Here is an 18,079-nt window from a genome sequence, read left to right as displayed (position 1 = left end):
GCTATATGGTACTGAAATATCTTATCCAAAAGGAGTTTATACAGATTCGCCGCAATGCGTTTTTGCCCCGGCTCATCGTCGTGTTCCCTATTGTGATTATGTGCGTCACGCCGTGGGTGATGAATATGGAGGTGAAGAACATCGTAGTCGATGTGGTTGACCTCGACCACTCCATGCAGTCGCAACGTCTCGTCCACGACATCGAGCATAACAGTTACTTCATCTTTCATGGCCAGAAACCCACTTATGCCGAGGCTCTGAAAGATATTGAGCGTACTGACGCCGACATTGTGGTAGTCATCCCGCAGGATTATAGCAAGGATTTGGCTCTCAATAAACAGTCGCAGGTACTTATTGCTGCCAATGCGGTAAACGGCATCAAGGGAAGTATGGGCGCGGCCTATCTCTCGCAGATTGTCACGGCCAATGTCAATCCCGATGCCGACGCCATCCGGCAAAAGTTCTTTACATTGTTTCTCTATAACAAGCACTTGAACTTCAAACTCTTCATGATTCCCGCTCTCTTCGCCATTGTAATGATGCTGATGACCGGTTTTTTGCCCGCACTGAACATTGTGAGCGAGAAGGAGTCGGGCACTATCGAGCAGATTAACGTCACGCCTGTCAGCAAATGGTTGTTCATACTTGCCAAACTCATTCCTTACTGGCTCATTGCTCTGTTCGTCATCACTATTTGCCTCTTTTTGGCGTGGTTTGTCTATGACATCACGTCTATAGGCCCATTGTGGCTCATTTACTTGTTGGCTATGTTGCTGGCTCTATTCTTTTCGTCGTTTGGACTCATCATCTCTAACTACAGTGACACTATGCAGCAAGCTGTCTTCGTTATGTGGTTTTTCGTGGTCATCCTATTGCTCCTCAGTGGTCTCTTCACCCCCACGCGTTCCATGCTTTCGTGGTCATATCTCACTACCTACGTTAATCCCGTTTGCTACTTCATTGAGGCCGTTCGTACCGTCTTCATCCGTGGTGGCGATTTCCGGAGCATCTGGCATCAAGTCCTTGCCCTCTCTGCCATCGGCCTCTTTATGGGTGGTTGGGCAGTGCGGAGCTACAAGAAGAATGGCTGAGGAAGAACTTATGTCTTTGGGCTTAGAATCTGTTTTGAAAATCTTCAATGTTTCTTAGCATCTTCACCATATTTTTCTTTGTCACTATTTTCGATTTAAGGAATAGAAAACAGAAATTTCGTTCAATTGGTTACTCCTTTTTATTATTTTCTTATGAGATAATTCCCCGTCAACCGAAAAAACTTATTAACTTTGCGGGTCACTTTTGGAAACAATAAAAAACAATGATATGAATATCTCTTATAATTGGTTGAAGGAGTATGTCGATTTTGATTTGACGCCGGATGAGGTTGCAGCCGCCTTGACGTCTATCGGATTGGAAACAGGAAGTGTGGAGGAGGTGCAAACCATCAAGGGAGGATTGGAAGGATTGGTCATCGGTGAAGTATTGACATGCGAGGCCCATCCAAATTCGGACCACATGCATGTTACAACCGTTGGCTTGGGACAGGGAGAACCCGTGCAGATTGTATGCGGCGCTCCCAATGTGGCAGCCGGACAAAAAGTGGTAGTGGCCACTTTAGGCACAAAACTGTATGATGGTGACGAATGTTTCACTATCAAGAAGTCGAAACTTCGCGGAGTAGAATCCGTGGGTATGATTTGTGCCGAAGATGAAATAGGTGTCGGCACAGACCATGCGGGTATCATTGTACTGCCTGATACGGCGGTTCCGGGTACGCTTGCCAAGGATTATTATAATATAAAAAGCGATTATGTATTGGAGGTGGACATCACTCCGAACCGTGCCGATGCTTGTTCGCATTATGGCGTGGCCCGCGATTTGTATGCCTATCTGACGCAGAACGGAAAGCAGACTGCCTTGAAGAAACCGTCTGTGGATGCTTTTGCCGTTGAGAACCATGATTTGGATATTAAAGTAACGGTAGAGAATACAGAGGCGTGTCCCCGATATGCCGGAGTGACGCTGAAAGGGGTTACGGTAAAAGAAAGTCCGGAGTGGTTGCAAAACAAACTTCGCATTATCGGCCTGCGCCCTATAAATAATGTAGTGGATATCACAAACTATATTGTTCACGCTTTCGGGCAACCGCTTCATTGCTTTGATGCCGATAAGATCAGAGGGCGTGAGGTGATTGTGAAAACAATGCCTGAAGGCACGCCCTTTGTCACTCTTGACGGCGTGGAGCGTAAACTGAACGAGCGCGACCTGATGATTTGCAACAAGGAAGATGCCATGTGCATCGCCGGCGTTTTCGGAGGATTGGATTCCGGTTCTACCGAGGCTACTAAAGATATATTCCTCGAAAGCGCTTATTTCCATCCTACGTGGGTGCGTAAGACGGCCCGTCGTCACGGGTTGAATACGGATGCCTCTTTCCGGTTTGAAAGAGGAGCCGACCCCAACAACGTGGTTTACTGTCTGAAACTTGCTGCACTGATGATAAAAGAACTCGCGGGAGGTATCGTCTCTTCCGAGATAAAGGATGTATGCGCTGCTCCCATAGAAGACTTCAGCGTGGAACTTTCGTATGAAAAGGTACATTCGTTGATTGGTAAGGTCATTCCGACGGATACAATCAAGAGCATTGTGACAAGCTTGGAGATGGGGATTGTGAAGGAAACCACCGAAGGGCTTACGTTGGCTGTGCCTCCTTATCGCGTGGACGTGCAACGCGACTGCGACGTGATAGAGGATATTCTGCGCATCTATGGATATAATAATGTGGAAATTCCGTCTACATTGAAATCTTGCCTGACGACAAAAGGCGAGCATGATAAATCGAATAAGTTGCAGAATCTCATTGCCGAACAGTTGGTGGGCTGCGGTTTCAACGAAATATTGAATAATTCATTGACCCGTGCGGCTTACTACGACAATCTGGAGTCCTATCCCTCGAAGAATCTTGTGATGCTCTTGAACCCGTTGAGCGCAGATTTGAATGCAATGCGCCAAACGCTGCTCTTCGGAGGTTTGGAAAGCATTGCGCATAATGCCAACCGTAAGAATGCCGATTTGAAATTCTTTGAGTATGGTAACTGCTATTGCTTCCATGAAGAAAAGAAGAATCCGGAAAAAGCATTGGCTGCTTACTCTGAAGATTTCCATCTTGGTTTATGGGTGACGGGCAAAAGAGTTTCCAACTCATGGGCACATCCGGATGAAGACAGTTCCGTATACGAACTGAAAGCATACGTTGAAAATATCTTTGCACGTTTGGGATTGCAGATGAAAGATTTGGTTGTGGGTAACTTGACGGATGATATTTATGCTGCCGCCTTGTCCGTACAGACAAGAGGAGGGAAGAGGCTGGCAACATTTGGCTCTATCTCGAAGAAGCTGCTGAAAGCATTCGACATTGACAACGAGGTGTATTATGCCGACCTGAATTGGAAGGAATTGCTGAAAGCCATCAAAAACATAAAAGTGAATTATACGGAACTATCCAAGTTCCCGGCCGTGAAGCGCGATTTGGCCTTGTTGCTCGACAAGAAAGTGCAATTTGCCGAAATCGAGAGAATTGCTTATGAGACGGAAAAGAAGTTGCTGAAAGAAGTCGCTCTTTTCGATGTATACGAAGGCAAGAATCTGGAAGCCGGCAAGAAGAGCTATGCGGTAAGTTTCTTGTTGCAAGATGAGAATGCAACACTGAATGATAAGCAGATAGACAAGATTATGTCGAAGTTGGTGGTTAATTTGGAAAACATGCTGGGAGCCAAGTTGCGCTGATTAAGTATCGAATGATTTATAATTAAAAAATAAATATAGTTCCAATGGGAAGAGCATTTGAATATAGAAAGGCCGCCAAACTTAAAAGATGGGGCCACATGGCAAAGACCTTTACGAGGTTGGGTAAACAAATTGCTATTGCGGTAAAGGCCGGTGGTCCGGAACCGGAAAACAATCCGACTTTGCGTTCGGTTATCGCTACTTGTAAACGCGAAAACATGCCGAAAGATAATATCGAGCGCGCCATCAAGAACGCGATGGGTAAAGACCAAAGCGACTACAAGAGCATGACTTATGAAGGATATGGCCCTCATGGCGTTGCTGTTTTTGTTGACACTTTGACGGATAATACCACCCGTACGGTAGCGGATGTCCGTTCCGTATTCAATAAGTTCGGTGGTAATTTGGGAACCATGGGGTCTTTGGCTTTCTTGTTCGACCATAAATGTGTGTTTACTTTCAAAAAGAAAAACGACATGGATATGGAAGAGTTAATCCTCGATTTGATAGACTATGATGTGGAAGAGGATTATGAAGAGGATGAGGAAGAAGGTACAATCACGATTTACGGTGATCCGAAGAGCTACGCGGCCATTCAGAAACATCTGGAAGAGTGTGGGTTTGAGGATGTCGGCGGTGAGTTTACCTATATCCCGAATGACCTGAAAGACGTGACTCCCGAACAGCGCGAGACCATTGACAAAATGGTAGAACGTCTTGAAGAGTTCGACGACGTGCAGACGGTTTATACCAATATGAAACCGGAAGAAGGCGAAGCGTAATGATGTACACATATAAGACTCAAGGTACATGTAGCAGTAACATCGAGCTTGAAGTAGAAGATGGGATTGTGAAAGAAGTGATATTTTGGGGTGGATGTAATGGAAACCTGCAAGGAGTTTCGCGCTTGGTGAAAGGCATGCCGGTGGATATGGTGATAAGCCGTCTGGAAGGTATTCGTTGCGGCAGGCGCTCCACTTCTTGTCCCGACCAATTGTGCAAAGCGCTGCATGAGATGGGGTATTAAGCCTTTTGCTTGAAATAAGAGAATGTAGAGGCAAAACTCCGTATGGTTTTCTTCTCAGGCGCGGATTGCGCGGATTTTCACGGATTTTGTCAACGGAAGCTGTGTTAATCCCGCGAAATCCGCGTCTGATATTATATCGTAGCGCGAATGGAAACAGGGGCGGTCAGAAAGTTTGGCGTACAAATCTTTCTATATTGTAATTCTGTGTAAATCAGTGTTGTGCGCTTGTGTCACCATAAGCCTGTATTTGGGGAGGCGTTTGCCCACACTTTAATGGACACAAGCCCGCACTTCAGTAAGCGTAAGCCCACACTTCAGCAGGCGTATGCCCACACTTTAGAGGAGGTATTCCCACACTTTATGGGAGGTGAGCCCGCAGCTTACAATCGCTATCCCCACACTTTAAGACAAGGTTGATCTTGGGAGGGATATGGATTGTCGAAAGACTTCTCGGACTGACCCCGGAAACGGACCCTGACTTGTTTTAATTTAACTATCAACCTCCTTGCGAACTTAATAGGAGCGTATTTGTTATTAATTCAATGTTTTTACACTTTTAAATAAACGAAGACAATGAAGAATATTCTTAAAGACCTGAAACGGAGAGACCATAAACGTTATCTGGGCGGTCTGGACGTTTTCAGATACATAGGTCCCGGACTGCTGGTGACGGTGGGGTTTATCGATCCGGGCAACTGGGCTTCTAACTTTGCCGCCGGTTCCGAGTTTGGTTACTCCTTGTTATGGGTAGTCACATTGTCTACCGTTATGTTGATAGTGTTGCAGCACAATGTGGCACACTTGGGCATTGTGACCGGCTTATGTTTGTCCGAGGCCGCCACCAAATATACTCCCTCATGGGTGTCTCGTCCCATACTCGGCACGGCGGTACTGGCTTCCGTCTCTACTTCCTTGGCAGAGATATTGGGAGGGGCCATTGCCTTGCAAATGCTCTTTGGCATTCCTATTATATGGGGATCGGTATTGACGACGGCGTTTGTTTTCATTATGCTTTTTACCAACTCCTATAAAAAGATTGAGCGTTCCATTATCGCATTTGTCTCTGTCATCGGACTTTCTTTTATTTACGAGCTTTTTCTGGTGAAGATAGACTGGCCTGTGGCCGTGCAGGGATGGGTGACGCCTTCTTTCCCGCATGGTAGCATGCTGATTATTATGAGCGTGTTGGGAGCGGTGGTGATGCCTCATAACCTGTTTCTTCATTCGGAGGTGATACAGAGCCATGAATATAATAAGAAAGACGATGCTTCTATCCGGAAGGTGTTGAAATACGAACTGTTCGATACACTGTTCTCCATGGTGGTGGGGTGGGCTATCAATAGCGCCATGATACTGCTGGCTGCGGCAACCTTTTATAAAGGAGGCATTCAGGTGGAAGAGTTGCAGCAAGCCAAATCTTTGTTGGAACCCTTATTGGGAAACAGCGCTGCCGTGGTTTTTGCATTGGCGCTGCTGATGGCAGGCATATCTTCTACAATCACCAGCGGCATGGCTGCGGGTTCTATTTTTGCCGGAATATTCGGAGAGGCTTATCATATTAAAGACAGTCATTCGCAAGTAGGCGTGATACTTTCGTTGGGCCTTGCCTTGCTGCTGATTTTCTTTATCGGAGATCCCTTCAATGGATTGTTGATTTCTCAGATGGTATTGAGTATTCAGTTGCCTTTCACTGTCTTTCTCCAAGTCGGACTGACCTCTTCTCGAAAAGTAATGGGACAGTATGCAAACAGTAAATGGAGCACTTTTGTGCTTTATTCCATAGCTGCCGTTGTCACGGCTTTGAATATCATGCTGTTAATCTCCGAATTGACATCCTGAATAAAGAAACTTTTAAAAGAAATTCGGATATGAAAATTATTACATACAATGTGAATGGGTTGCGGGCTGCCGTGACGAAGGGATTTCCCGATTGGTTGGCGCAAGAGCGGCCCGATGTGCTTTGTCTGCAAGAAACGAAATTGCAACCGGAGCAATATCCTGCCGAGGCGTTGGATGCATTAGGATACAAACATTATCTCTATTCCGCACAAAAGAAAGGGTATAGCGGGGTTGCTGTTTTGACTAAGCGTGAGCCGGATCATGTGGAATACGGCATGGGGATGGAAGCGTATGATAACGAGGGACGTTTTATTCGTGCCGATTACGGGGATATTTCCGTTGTAAGCGTCTACCATCCTTCCGGAACCAGTGGCGACGAACGTCAAGCATTCAAGATGATTTGGTTGGAAAAATTTCAGGAGTATGTGCTTGAACTTGAGCGTACCCGTCCTAAACTGATTCTTTGCGGTGATTATAATATATGCCATGAGGCAATAGATATTCACGATCCTGTGCGCAATGCCACCAATAGCGGTTTCCTGCCCGAAGAGCGCGAGTGGATGACACGTTTCCTCAATGCAGGTTTCATCGACAGCTTCCGGTTTCTTCATCCGGATAAGCAGGAATACACATGGTGGAGCTACCGTTTTAATTCTCGCGCCAAGAATAAAGGCTGGCGCATAGATTATTGCATGGTGAATGAACCGGTGCGTCCGATGCTGAAGGAGGCTCGGATACTGAGCGATGCCGTTCATTCCGATCATTGCCCGATGTTGTTGGAAATTGCAGAGTAATGAAGGAGACAGAGGATAGAATAGCAAAGGCGGTCGAACTTTTCAAGAGTGGGTATAATTGCTCTCAATCTGTTGTGGCGGCTTTTGCCGACATGTATGGATTTACGGAAGAACAATCGTTGCGCATGTCCGCATCTTTCGGAGGCGGTATCGGCCGCATGCGCCAGACGTGTGGCGCTGCGTGCGGGCTGTTCATGCTGGCCGGATTGGAAAAAGGAGCGGTACGTGCCAGTGACCGTGAAAGCAAGGCGGCCAATTATGCTTTGGTGCAGGAGTTGGCCCAAGAATTCGAGAAACGCAATGGTTCTATAATTTGTGCCAAGTTGTTGGGACTGGAGAAAGTGGAAAAATCTTCTATTCCCGAAGCGCGGACAGAACAATATTATGCAAAGCGTCCTTGTGCCAAGATGGTGGAAGTTGCTGCCCGAATCTGGACTGAATACATGGAAAAGGCGCATCAATAGTAATGAAACGGAACTTTATGCCCCTTTATATAAAAAAATATGATTATAAATGTGTTCTATAACATATTTTGTCTATCTTTGCAGCGATATAAGAAACACCTGCATCTTTGTTAATGGAGATGAGGATAACGTTTAACTAAAAGCAAATAGAAATGTTACAAGAAAAAGCTGGAAATGTTGCAGGACAGATTTGGACAGCATTGAATGGCACAGATGGCTTGACACACAAGCAAATCAAAAAAGTAACCAAACTGGTTGATAAGGACTTCTTCCTCGGTTTGGGTTGGTTATTGAGAGAGAACAAGGTCGTTACTTCCGAAGTAGAAGGCGAATTGTTTGTAAAGCTGAACTAAGCAGAGATTGATTAGAATGTTATAAAAAGATGCGTTGATACATGTATATGTTGTCAACGCATCTTTTTTATTTGCCCCGATTTCATTATCTTTGCGCACCGAATAAATAGATAATTGTTGACAATGAATAATATACGCAATTTCTGCATTATTGCCCATATTGACCACGGTAAATCGACACTGGCAGACCGTCTGCTGGAGTTTACCAATACCATACAAGTGACTAACGGACAGATGCTGGATGACATGGACTTGGAGAAGGAGAGAGGCATTACCATCAAGAGCCATGCCATACAGATGGACTATACGTATAAAGGCGAGAAATATATTTTGAATCTGATTGATACTCCGGGACACGTGGATTTCTCGTACGAAGTGTCGCGCTCCATTGCCGCATGCGAAGGCGCGTTGCTCATTGTAGATGCTTCGCAGGGTGTGCAGGCTCAGACTATTTCCAACCTCTATATGGCCATCGAACATGATTTGGAAATTATCCCGGTCATCAATAAATGCGACATGCCGAGCGCCATGCCCGAAGAGGTGGAGGATGAAATCGTCGAGCTGCTGGGTTGCAAACGTGAAGAAATTATTCGTGCTTCCGGCAAGACGGGTATGGGAGTGGAAGAAATCCTTGCCGCCATTATTGAACGCATTCCTCATCCGGAAGGCAGTGAAGAGGCTCCGCTTCAGGCTTTGATTTTCGATTCCGTATTCAATTCTTTTCGCGGCATCATTGCCTATTTCAAGATTGTGAACGGCGTAATCCGTAAAGGAGATAAGGTGAAGTTCTTCAATACGGGCAAGGAGTATGATGCGGACGAAATAGGCGTACTCAAAATGGATATGCTTCCGCGTTCCGAACTGCGTACCGGCGATGTGGGGTATATCATTTCGGGCATCAAAACCTCCAAAGAAGTGAAAGTGGGTGATACCATCACGCATATCATGCGCCCTTGCAAAGAAGCCATTGCCGGATTTGAGGAGGTGAAGCCGATGGTTTTTGCAGGCGTATATCCTATTGAGGCGGAAGATTTTGAAGATCTGCGTTCTTCGCTGGAGAAGTTGCAGCTGAATGATGCTTCGCTGACTTTCCAGCCGGAATCCTCGTTGGCTTTGGGTTTCGGCTTTCGTTGCGGTTTTCTGGGCTTGCTTCACATGGAGATTGTGCAGGAACGTCTCGACCGTGAGTTTGATATGAACGTCATCACAACAGTTCCCAACGTATCTTATAATATTTATGACAAGCAAGGCAACATGACCGAGGTGCATAACCCCGGCAGTATGCCCGACCCGACAATGATTGATCATATCGAAGAGCCTTATATCCGTGCTTCGGTGATTACCGCTACCGACTATATCGGTCCTATCATGACCCTTTGTTTGGGCAAGCGCGGCGAACTGGTGAAACAGGAATATATTTCGGGCAACCGTGTGGAAATCTATTATGATATGCCGCTTGGCGAGATAGTTATCGATTTCTATGATAAGTTGAAGAGTATCTCCAAAGGTTATGCTTCTTTCGATTATCATCCCAATGGCTTTCGTCCTTCCAAACTGGTGAAGCTGGATATCTTGCTGAACGGCGAGCCGGTGGATGCTCTTTCTACTTTGACGCATTTTGACAATGCTTACGAACTGGGACGACGGATGTGCGAAAAGCTGAAAGACTTGATTCCGAGACAACAGTTTGATGTAGCCATTCAAGCGGCTATCGGTGCGAAAATTATTTCCCGCGAAACGATTAAGGCTGTGCGTAAGGATGTGACGGCAAAGTGTTATGGCGGAGATGTGAGCCGTAAGCGCAAGTTGCTTGAGAAACAGAAAAGAGGTAAAAAAAGAATGAAACAGATTGGTAATGTGGAGGTGCCGCAGAAAGCTTTTCTTGCAGTACTGAAGCTGGATTGATAAAATCTTTTGAGGGAGGATGTGTCGTGTTTGACATTCTCTTTCATATAAACGATTCCAACATCTAATCAATATGAAAAAAATATTTTCTATCAAAAGTCGTTTGTCGCTCAATGTCTGGGCAAGTATTTTATTGTTTGTAGTGGCAATAATGGCTGCATGTGTGGCTAACTCGCCGATGGCGCCGGTTTATCAAGACTTTTTGTCGCAAGAATTGTATCTCCGTGTCGGAGACTTCAACTTGTTTTCACACGGAGGGCATCCGCTTACGATGATTGAATTTGTCAACGATTGTTTGATGGCGATTTTCTTTTTGTCCGTAGGATTGGAGATAAAGCGCGAACTGCTGGTGGGCGAGTTATCCTCTTTCCGTAAGGCGGTGCTTCCTTTCATTGCAGCTTGCGGGGGAATGATATTGCCGGTGCTGTTCTACTCTTTGTTGGTGGTGCAAGGCACTCCCGATGCGCAAGGCATGGCTATACCGATGGCTACGGACATTGCTTTCTCGTTGGGAGTACTCAGTCTGCTGGGCAAGCGAGTGCCTTTGAGCCTGAAGATATTCCTGACGGCTTTTGCCGTAGTTGACGATATTGGAGGTATTTTAGTGATAGCCTTGTTTTATAGTTCGGATGTGGCGTATGGGTATTTGCTGATAGCGGCAGCGCTCTATGCAATTCTTTACTATTTGGGCAAACGGGGAATGACGCAAAAGATTCTCTACCTGTCGGGAGGAGTTGTCATCTGGTATTTGTTTCTCCAGTCGGGTATCCACAGCACTATTTCGGGTGTGATATTGGCATTTGTGATACCGGCACGTCCGCGTCTGGATGCAGGGCGGTATATCAAACATATCCGTGCCGTTGTAAACTGTTTCCCGGTCTCTCATTCAGACAATATTGTGTTGGACAATGAGCAGATTGCCAAACTGAAGAGGGTGGAGCGTGCTTCGGACTTTGTCATCAGTCCGTTGCAGTCATTGGAAGATAATCTGCATGGGGTGGTGAATTTCGTTATCCTCCCGTTGTTTGCCTTTGCCAATGCCGGTGTAGTGCTTGGAGACAGTGGCGATGTAGTGGGTGACGTGAGCATAGCCGTGGCCGTGGGATTGCTTTTAGGGAAATTTGTAGGTATCTACCTCTTCACGTGGGTGGCGATAAAGAGCAAATTGGCTCCGATGCCTTCGGGTATGAACTGGAAAAATATTGCCGGCGTCTCGTTGTTGGGAGGTATCGGGTTTACGGTTTCTTTGTTCGTGGCTAATCTTTCCTTTGCAGGCGATTATCCGGAACTCTTGAATCAGGCGAAGTTCGGCGTACTGCTGGGTACGATAGTTGCCGGTTTGCTCGGTTATCTTGTCTTGAACATGGTGTTGCCTAAAAAGGAGTTATAATCCCGGAGATTCCGAACTACCCCTTATTCCCTTTATCGGATACCTTTCCAAAAAGGGAATAAGGGGTAGTTTGTATACGGATGCTTATTCCGTCTCTTCCGTCTCCTTATCTTTGGGCAGGAGTTTTGGCGAGATTCTCTTTTTCGGCGTAAGGCTCATGCCTTTCAGCATTTCTGCTTGGCGCACTATGCTTCCGTTTCCGTCCGATAGTTGGTTGAAGGCACGTTCATAGTCTTTTTGCAGACCGGTAAGCCTGTCGCCGATGGCGAGGAAAGTATCGGTGAAGCCGGCTATCTTTTCGTAGAGGGCTGTGCCGCGTTTGATGATGGCCTGTACGTTCTTCACCTGATTCTCTTTTCTCCAGAGATCGAGAGAAAGGCGCAGGGCACTGATGAGGTTGGTGGGGCTTATCAATACCACCTTTTTGTTATAAGCGTATTCCCAAAGAGTGGCGTCGGCCTGAACTGCAAGCAGATAGGCGCCCTCGGTGGGGATGAACATCATTACGAAATCGGGCGACTTGATGTTGTAGCGCGAATAGTCCTTTTGGCTTAGTTCGTCGATATGCGTACGGACAGATTGCAGATGCGCTTTCAGCAAGCGAGCCTGTTCCTCCTTGCTTTCGGCGGAAGTATAGGCTGTATAGGAGAGGAGTGAAACTTTGGAGTCTATAATCATTTCCCTGTCATCGGGATATTTCACGATGATGTCCGGTTGCATTTTCCGGCCGCTCTCTTCGTTGGCGATGGCATCGCCACGTTCGTCTTTCAAGTATTCCTGACGTGTATAATGTTCTCCTTCAATCAAGCCGGAGGCTTGCAGCAAGCGTTCCAGAATCATTTCCCCCCAGTTGCCTTGCATTTTCGAGTCGCCTTTCAGGGCACGGGTCAGGTTGTTGGCATCTTCACTGAGCCGATTATTCAACTCCACCAATTCCTTGATACGCTCGCTAAGAGAGAAGCGCTCCTTGGATTCGTTGCTGTAAACTTGCTCTACTTTTTCGCGGAAATCTTTCAGATTGTCTCCGAGAGGGCGCAACAAGTTGCCGAGATGTTCGGCATTCAGTTTCTTGAAGTCTTCGGCTTTGTTTTGGAAGATGCGGTTGGAGAGGTTCTCGAATTCGATGCTCATACGTTTGTGCAGAGCTTCGGCCTCTTCCTGTTGCAGCTTCAGTGCTTTTACTTCTTTTTCCTGCTGTTGCTTCAACAAATCCGTTTCCTTTTCCTGCTGCTGTTTCAGCATGCTCACTTCTTTGTCCTGCTGCTGTTTCAGCAACTCCATCTCTTTCTCTTTTCCACCTATTTCGGCACGTATGGCGTCGACTTTTCGTGCGGCAAGCAGATAGCCGATGACGAAGCCTATGCAGATGCCCGTGATGAGTAGTATTATATCCATGTCGTTATTTATTGAAATGAATCGTTTTAAATCCTATTCGGTCAAGATTTCGTTTCCGTCTTCTGTAATCAATATCATGCTTTCCCATTGTGCGGAGGGCAGTCCGTCGTCCGTGCATACAGTCCAGCCGTCGGTTTCGTCGATGAACACTTCATACCTTCCCATATTAATCATCGGTTCGATGGTAAACGTCATGCCCGGCACTATCATCATGCCCGTGCCGCGTTTCCCGAAGTGCTCTACATCCGGCTCTTCATGAAATTTCACTCCTACGCCGTGTCCGCAAAGGTCGCGCACCACGCTATATCCGTTCTTCTCGGCATGCTCTTGAATGGCTGCGCCTATGTCGCCGAGGCGTGCCCAAGGTCGGGCTGCCCGTACACCGATGTCGCGGCATTCTTTCGTCACTTGCACCAAGCGTTGCTTTTCGGGGCTGACTTCTCCAATCATGTACATGCGCGAGGCATCGGAGAAGTAACCCTTATAAATGGTAGATACATCTACATTCACTATGTCTCCGCTGCGCAAAAACTCTTTCGTGCTGGGTATGCCGTGGCATACGACATCGTTGATGCTTGTGCATACGCTTTTGGGGAATCCTTCGTACAGAAAAGGAGCGGGGATTGCATCGTGGTCGGTAGTGAAGCAGTAGACCATGTGGTCTATCTCGGCGGTGGACATGCCTTCGCGTATATTGGCCGATATGTAATCCAGCAGTGCCGTGTTTATCTTGGCGCTTTCGCGTATGCCGGCCAGTTGTTCTTCCGTGCGCAACAGGTGGCGCGACGGCAACTTATATCCTTCTTTCTTATATTGTTGGATTTTTGCTTCTACCTCGTCGGAATAGTTTTTGGGAGTAAACCGTACTCCTTTCATACCCTTTTTCATACTACTTCTTCTTTTTATAAATGACAGGCAAAAATACGGAATAATACGGTATGGTTGTGTACATAGGGCATAAAAAAACGCACACACGCACACGCCTCTCCGGCATATCCGTCCGTACATGCTTCTTAAAAAACGCATGGGATTTGCGCGGCCGATTCTTCTTTCGTCTCCTTACATGGCGGTGTTGTCCGGCTTCAGAACATACACTTTGTGTGTGCGTCGTCCTTTGCTTCCGATGCCTGTTTCTGGGTTTTTCTCCCATTCTCTCAGCTCTTTGGCTGCGGCGGTTCTCAGCAGCCCCGTCAGTCGGCAGTACTCCGCAACGCTCATGATGAGGTTCTTCCTGATGTATTCCTTGGCCATGGCCAACCGTTCTTGCGGGCTGAAGGATTGTGAGGAGCGGCGGCACTTCTTGTATCTTGCCCGTTGCAGATGGCAGTTCCGGGCTGTTTCGTACACCAACTCCTTGTCGGCCTTGAAGTGTATGTCTTTCAGGCAGATGCTTGCCGCATTGCGCTTGGACTCGCCCTCTTCGCCGCTTTCGCGTTCTTTGCCCTTGCGCAGGCCTAATGCCGGGGTGAATATGCCCAGGCCGTTTATCTTTACCGAATAGCCTCCGCTCACATTGTAGGCAATCTCGTCGGCGATGGCTTGCACCAGCCCCATAATGTCTCCTCGCGTGAAGGTGGTGGCTTTAGCTATTTTCTCTGCAACATCTCCCAAGTCTTTCTGTCCGTATAGTTGCATCTTGGGATAAAATATGCGCTTGCCTTCTTTGTTGGGCAGGGTAAGCTCCTGCATGTCGTATTCTGCCATAATCGGATATATAAATGAAGTTTTGGTTATAAATTAATCATTCTCTTTCTCTGCCTGCCCGGATATTGCTTGCCTGATATAGGCAATGCTACGGTCGGATACAGGCAGAAAAGTTGTTTAGTACAGGTATCAAAGCGTTTCTTTATGGGCAGAGAAGTTGTCGCTTTACGCGGATGAATCTCTGTACGCAGTGCGCGGACAAATAAACGCAGCGTGCGGATAAGTGTTCGCACGGCTCGGATAAGTGTTCGCAATGCGAAGATAAAGAATGTTTAGTAAGCAGGCAAGTTTTTGGAGAAGATTAATCGGATAGATATCTCCGAGTGAGGAATCATTTAACAGGATACTTTCGGAAAGGAAGCAGGGCGGAATCCTGACATCGGAATAAAGAAAAAAACGAAAGGAATGGTATGTCTTTTATTTTTTTGCGTATGTTTGTCTCTGAATGCTAAATGACGATATGACTTATGAGATTCTTGAGTTATGTGAAGATATGTCTGTTGTGTGTGCTGGCTGTAAGTCTGACAGCATGCGAAGACGACCAGGAAATGGTGGATGCTGCGCTCATCGGACGTTCGTGGACAGGCTATGTGGGCATGCAGGATGAACATGGTGAACGGGTTTTGAGTACCTTTTATTTTGGAGCCGATGGATTCGGCGAGGAGCTTCAACGCTATTATGACGGAGAAGTTTATGGCCAATTCCGTTTTCAATGGTGGTGGGAAGATGATTATAGCCGAAATCTGGTTCTGGACTATGGCCGGGTAGGAGGCATTTCCTATATGAATAATGTTCGAATCGGCGATACCCGATTACGGGGTGTATTCTATTTTTCCAAAGAATCTTCTGGCTTTAATTTCACTCTGGACATGGATTATTAGGAGAGAGGGGCACAGCAAATAATAGGCCGTGCCGCCCCTTATTGTTTCCTCAAAAACAACTTCTTGAAATCTCCGGGATACGGAGTCTCGAAATTCATCTTTTCTCCCGTGACGGGATGATAGAAGCATAACTTGAAGGCATGCAGCGCCAATCTTCCTATCGGATTGACATCTTCCAGTCCGTAGCGTCCGTCGCCGATGATGGGATGCCCTAAGTCCTGCATGTGCACGCGTATCTGGTTTTTGCGTCCGGTTTCGAGATTCAGTTCCACTAAAGAGTAGCCGTTGGCACGTTTAATGGTGCGGTAGTGCGTGATGGCTTTTTTGCCGCCGTCGTCCGTGGGACTGGAATGTACATAAAGCGTGCGGTCGGTGAGCCATGAGGAAACAGAACCGGCATTCTTTTCCATCTCTCCGGACACGACCGCTACATAGCGGCGGTCGAACACGATGTCGTGCCAGTTGTCACGCAATGTGTTTTGCGTCTTCTCGTCTTTGGCAAACATCATCAAACCTGAAGTGTCACGGTCCAAACGGTGGACAATGTAGACTCGATGCTGTCTTCCCGAACGCTGCACGTATTCGTTCAGTATCGTATAGGCTGTACGCTCTTTCTGCCTTTCCGTATTGACGGACAACAATCCTTGCATTTTTTCGATAACGATGATATATGCATCTTCATACACAATCTTTATCAGTTTGTGGTTGAAATCCTTCTTTCCTTTTTCGCGGCTGATTTGTACTTTCATGCCCGGTTTCAAAGGGAAGTTGTATTGCGTGGTGATGACGCGGTCCACATATACAATCCGCTTGCTCAACAACGATTTCAGTTTGGTGCGACTGGCATCCGGCATTTTGGCTGCCAGAAACTCCATAAGTTCCATCGGTTCTTTCACCATATAGTCCGTATATTGTGTGCGGGCTCTTGCCACGATTTTTTCTTTTGCCATGTTGGTCAGTGGTTTAGCGATTAGTTGATTAGCGGTTTCTCATTCTCAGGCTTCAGTTCGAGCAATACCACATTCTCTACATGATGGGTATGCGGAAACATGTCTACCGGTTGAACGGCCTTTACCTTATATTTTACGTCGAGCAGTTGTAAATCGCGTGCTTGCGTGGCGGGATTGCAACTGACATATACGATACGTTTGGGCTCGGCAAAGAGAATGACGCCTATCACATCCTGATGCATTCCGGCACGGGGAGGGTCGGTGATGACGACGTCGGGGCGACCGTATCGGTTGATAAAATCCTCCGTCAGCAGGTCTTTCATATCTCCTGCAAAGAACAAGGTATTCTCTATCCCGTTAATCTCGGCATTTACTTTGGCATCTTCAATGGCTTCGGGCACATATTCTATGCCTATGACCCGGCGGGCTTGCCGGGAGACAAAATTGGCGATGGTTCCCGTACCCGTATATAGGTCATATACTAGCTCGTTGCCTGTCAGCCCCGCAAAGTCGCGTGCTATTTTATAAAGATTGTAGGCTTGTTCGGAGTTGGTTTGATAAAAAGACTTCGGTCCTACTTTGAAACGCAGCCCCTCCATCTCTTCGAAAATATGGTCTTTCCCTTTAAAAGTATATACGTCGAGGTCTGTAATGGTGTCGTTCACCTTATTATTAATAATGTAAAGCAGAGAAGTTATCTCAGGGAATGTGTCTGCCACATATTGCAGCATCTGCTTGAAAAGCTCCATTTCTTCCTCTCTTTCTATCTTGCAGATGAGGATTACCATCAGTTCGCCCGTGGTGGACGTACGCACAATCATATTTCGCAACATCCCTTCGTGAGTGCGCAGGTTGATGAACGAGTAATTGTGTTTATAGGCATAATCACGTACGGCATTGCGAATCCGGTTCGAAATGTCGTCCTGCAACCAGCATTTTTCTATGGCCAATACTTTGTCAAAAGCATTGGGAATATGGAATCCTACGGCATTCATTTGTTCGTACACCACGTTTTGCCCCACTTCTTCTGCCGTGAGCCAACGTTTGTTGGAAAAAGTATATTCCAACTTGTTACGATAGAATTGCGTTTTTTCCGAGCCTAAGATGGGAGATATTTCAGGAAGCTCTATCTTGCCGATGCGTGTGAGGTTGTCAGTCACCTGCTTTTGCTTGTATTTGATTTGCTCGGAATAGGGAAGTACCTGCCATTTGCAACCGCCGCATACGCCGTAATGTTGGCAAAACGGAACAGCTCTTACCGATGAATATTCATGAAACTTTACTGCCTCGGCTTCGGCATAATGATGTTTCTTTCTCTTGATTTGCAAGTCAACCACGTCACCGGGGACGACGTATGGCACGAATACAACCAAATCATTGACTTTTGCGATGGCTTTTCCTTCGGCAGCCACATCCGTTATTGTCACTTTCTCCAATAGGGGAAGTTCTTTTCTCTTTCTTGCCACTTCTACACCAAATATAATAAATTCTTCTGCAAAAGTAGATATTTTTTCGGTAATTCTCTCTATGAAACGAAATATTAAAGATTGCAATGTCGAAATTGCATTTTGGCATAAAGTTTTCGAGGGAAAAA

At 46.5% G+C, this 18,079-nt stretch carries 16 protein-coding genes; 11 read left to right on the top strand and 5 right to left on the bottom strand.

All coding sequences use genetic code 11. The features are described from left to right. The first annotated feature begins 5 nt into the window (after positions 1 to 5). The 10 genes from C3V43_RS04720 to nhaA all read left to right on the top strand — a co-directional run bounded on the left by C3V43_RS04720 (position 6) and on the right by nhaA (position 11,555). On the top strand, positions 6 to 1,091 hold the full coding sequence (locus tag C3V43_RS04720) for an ABC transporter permease (RefSeq protein WP_106068806.1): 1,086 nt from the start codon (positions 6 to 8) through the stop codon (positions 1,089 to 1,091). Positions 1,092 to 1,320: 229 nt separating this feature from the next. Further along, positions 1,321 to 3,783 (top strand): phenylalanine--tRNA ligase subunit beta, encoded by a 2,463-nt coding sequence (pheT, locus tag C3V43_RS04715; RefSeq protein ID WP_106068805.1) that lies wholly within the window; start codon positions 1,321 to 1,323, stop codon positions 3,781 to 3,783. 44 nt (positions 3,784 to 3,827) lie between these two features. Continuing rightward, a complete protein-coding gene (locus C3V43_RS04710; protein WP_106068804.1) occupies positions 3,828 to 4,565 on the top strand; it encodes a YebC/PmpR family DNA-binding transcriptional regulator in 738 nt (245 codons plus the stop codon). Beyond that, positions 4,565 to 4,810 (top strand): TIGR03905 family TSCPD domain-containing protein, encoded by a 246-nt coding sequence (locus C3V43_RS04705; protein ID WP_106068803.1) that lies wholly within the window; start codon positions 4,565 to 4,567, stop codon positions 4,808 to 4,810. The genes C3V43_RS04710 and C3V43_RS04705 overlap by 1 nt, the downstream gene beginning before the upstream one ends. A gap of 573 nt (positions 4,811 to 5,383) precedes the next feature. Next, a complete protein-coding gene (locus C3V43_RS04700; RefSeq protein ID WP_106068802.1) occupies positions 5,384 to 6,649 on the top strand; it encodes an Nramp family divalent metal transporter in 1,266 nt (421 codons plus the stop codon). Positions 6,650 to 6,678: 29 nt separating this feature from the next. Next, positions 6,679 to 7,443: an exodeoxyribonuclease III gene (locus C3V43_RS04695; RefSeq protein WP_106068801.1), complete on the top strand. Its 765-nt coding sequence runs from the start codon at positions 6,679 to 6,681 to the stop codon at positions 7,441 to 7,443. Further along, the gene (locus C3V43_RS04690; RefSeq protein ID WP_106068800.1) at positions 7,443 to 7,907 is read left to right on the top strand and encodes a C-GCAxxG-C-C family protein; all 465 of its coding nucleotides are present in this window, start codon (positions 7,443 to 7,445) and stop codon (positions 7,905 to 7,907) included. The genes C3V43_RS04695 and C3V43_RS04690 overlap by 1 nt, the downstream gene beginning before the upstream one ends. Before the next feature lie 152 nt (positions 7,908 to 8,059). Continuing rightward, positions 8,060 to 8,260 carry a winged helix-turn-helix domain-containing protein gene (locus tag C3V43_RS04685; protein WP_106068799.1) on the top strand — a complete coding sequence of 67 codons (201 nt, stop codon included), beginning with the start codon at positions 8,060 to 8,062 and terminating at the stop codon, positions 8,258 to 8,260. Positions 8,261 to 8,383: 123 nt separating this feature from the next. After that, complete coding sequence (gene lepA, locus C3V43_RS04680) at positions 8,384 to 10,165, top strand: translation elongation factor 4 (RefSeq protein ID WP_106068798.1); 1,782 nt, start codon at positions 8,384 to 8,386, stop codon at positions 10,163 to 10,165. 73 nt (positions 10,166 to 10,238) lie between these two features. Further along, entirely contained in the window at positions 10,239 to 11,555 is a 1,317-nt protein-coding gene (gene nhaA / locus C3V43_RS04675; protein ID WP_106068797.1) for a Na+/H+ antiporter NhaA, read from the top strand. A gap of 84 nt (positions 11,556 to 11,639) precedes the next feature. Here the strand turns inward: nhaA and C3V43_RS04670 are convergent, their stop codons facing one another. The 3 genes from C3V43_RS04670 to C3V43_RS04660 all read right to left on the bottom strand — a co-directional run bounded on the left by C3V43_RS04670 (position 11,640) and on the right by C3V43_RS04660 (position 14,654). After that, positions 11,640 to 12,950 carry a DNA recombination protein RmuC gene (locus tag C3V43_RS04670; RefSeq protein WP_106068796.1) on the bottom strand — a complete coding sequence of 437 codons (1,311 nt, stop codon included), beginning with the start codon at positions 12,948 to 12,950 and terminating at the stop codon, positions 11,640 to 11,642. A gap of 33 nt (positions 12,951 to 12,983) precedes the next feature. Then, positions 12,984 to 13,838, bottom strand: a complete 855-nt coding sequence (gene map / locus C3V43_RS04665; protein WP_106068795.1) for a type I methionyl aminopeptidase — start codon at positions 13,836 to 13,838, stop codon at positions 12,984 to 12,986. Between the two features lie 171 nt (positions 13,839 to 14,009). Beyond that, a complete protein-coding gene (locus C3V43_RS04660) occupies positions 14,010 to 14,654 on the bottom strand; it encodes an HU family DNA-binding protein (protein WP_106068794.1) in 645 nt (214 codons plus the stop codon). 467 nt (positions 14,655 to 15,121) lie between these two features. Here C3V43_RS04660 and C3V43_RS04655 point away from each other — a divergent pair, with 467 nt between their 5' ends. Beyond that, entirely contained in the window at positions 15,122 to 15,535 is a 414-nt protein-coding gene (locus C3V43_RS04655) for a hypothetical protein (RefSeq protein ID WP_106068793.1), read from the top strand. 38 nt (positions 15,536 to 15,573) lie between these two features. Here the strand turns inward: C3V43_RS04655 and C3V43_RS04650 are convergent, their stop codons facing one another. Both C3V43_RS04650 and rlmD read right to left on the bottom strand, forming a co-directional pair. Further along, positions 15,574 to 16,485 (bottom strand): RluA family pseudouridine synthase, encoded by a 912-nt coding sequence (locus C3V43_RS04650; RefSeq protein WP_106068792.1) that lies wholly within the window; start codon positions 16,483 to 16,485, stop codon positions 15,574 to 15,576. A 20-nt stretch (positions 16,486 to 16,505) separates the two neighbouring features. Next, positions 16,506 to 17,951: a 23S rRNA (uracil(1939)-C(5))-methyltransferase RlmD gene (gene rlmD / locus C3V43_RS04645; RefSeq protein WP_106068791.1), complete on the bottom strand. Its 1,446-nt coding sequence runs from the start codon at positions 17,949 to 17,951 to the stop codon at positions 16,506 to 16,508. Positions 17,952 to 18,079 lie beyond the last annotated feature (128 nt).

Source organism: Prevotella heparinolytica (assembly GCF_002998535.1).
GTDB lineage: Bacteria > Bacteroidota > Bacteroidia > Bacteroidales > Bacteroidaceae > Bacteroides > Bacteroides heparinolyticus.
Note: the sequence above shows the minus strand (reverse complement) of the source record. Positions and strands in the feature narration are given on the sequence as shown.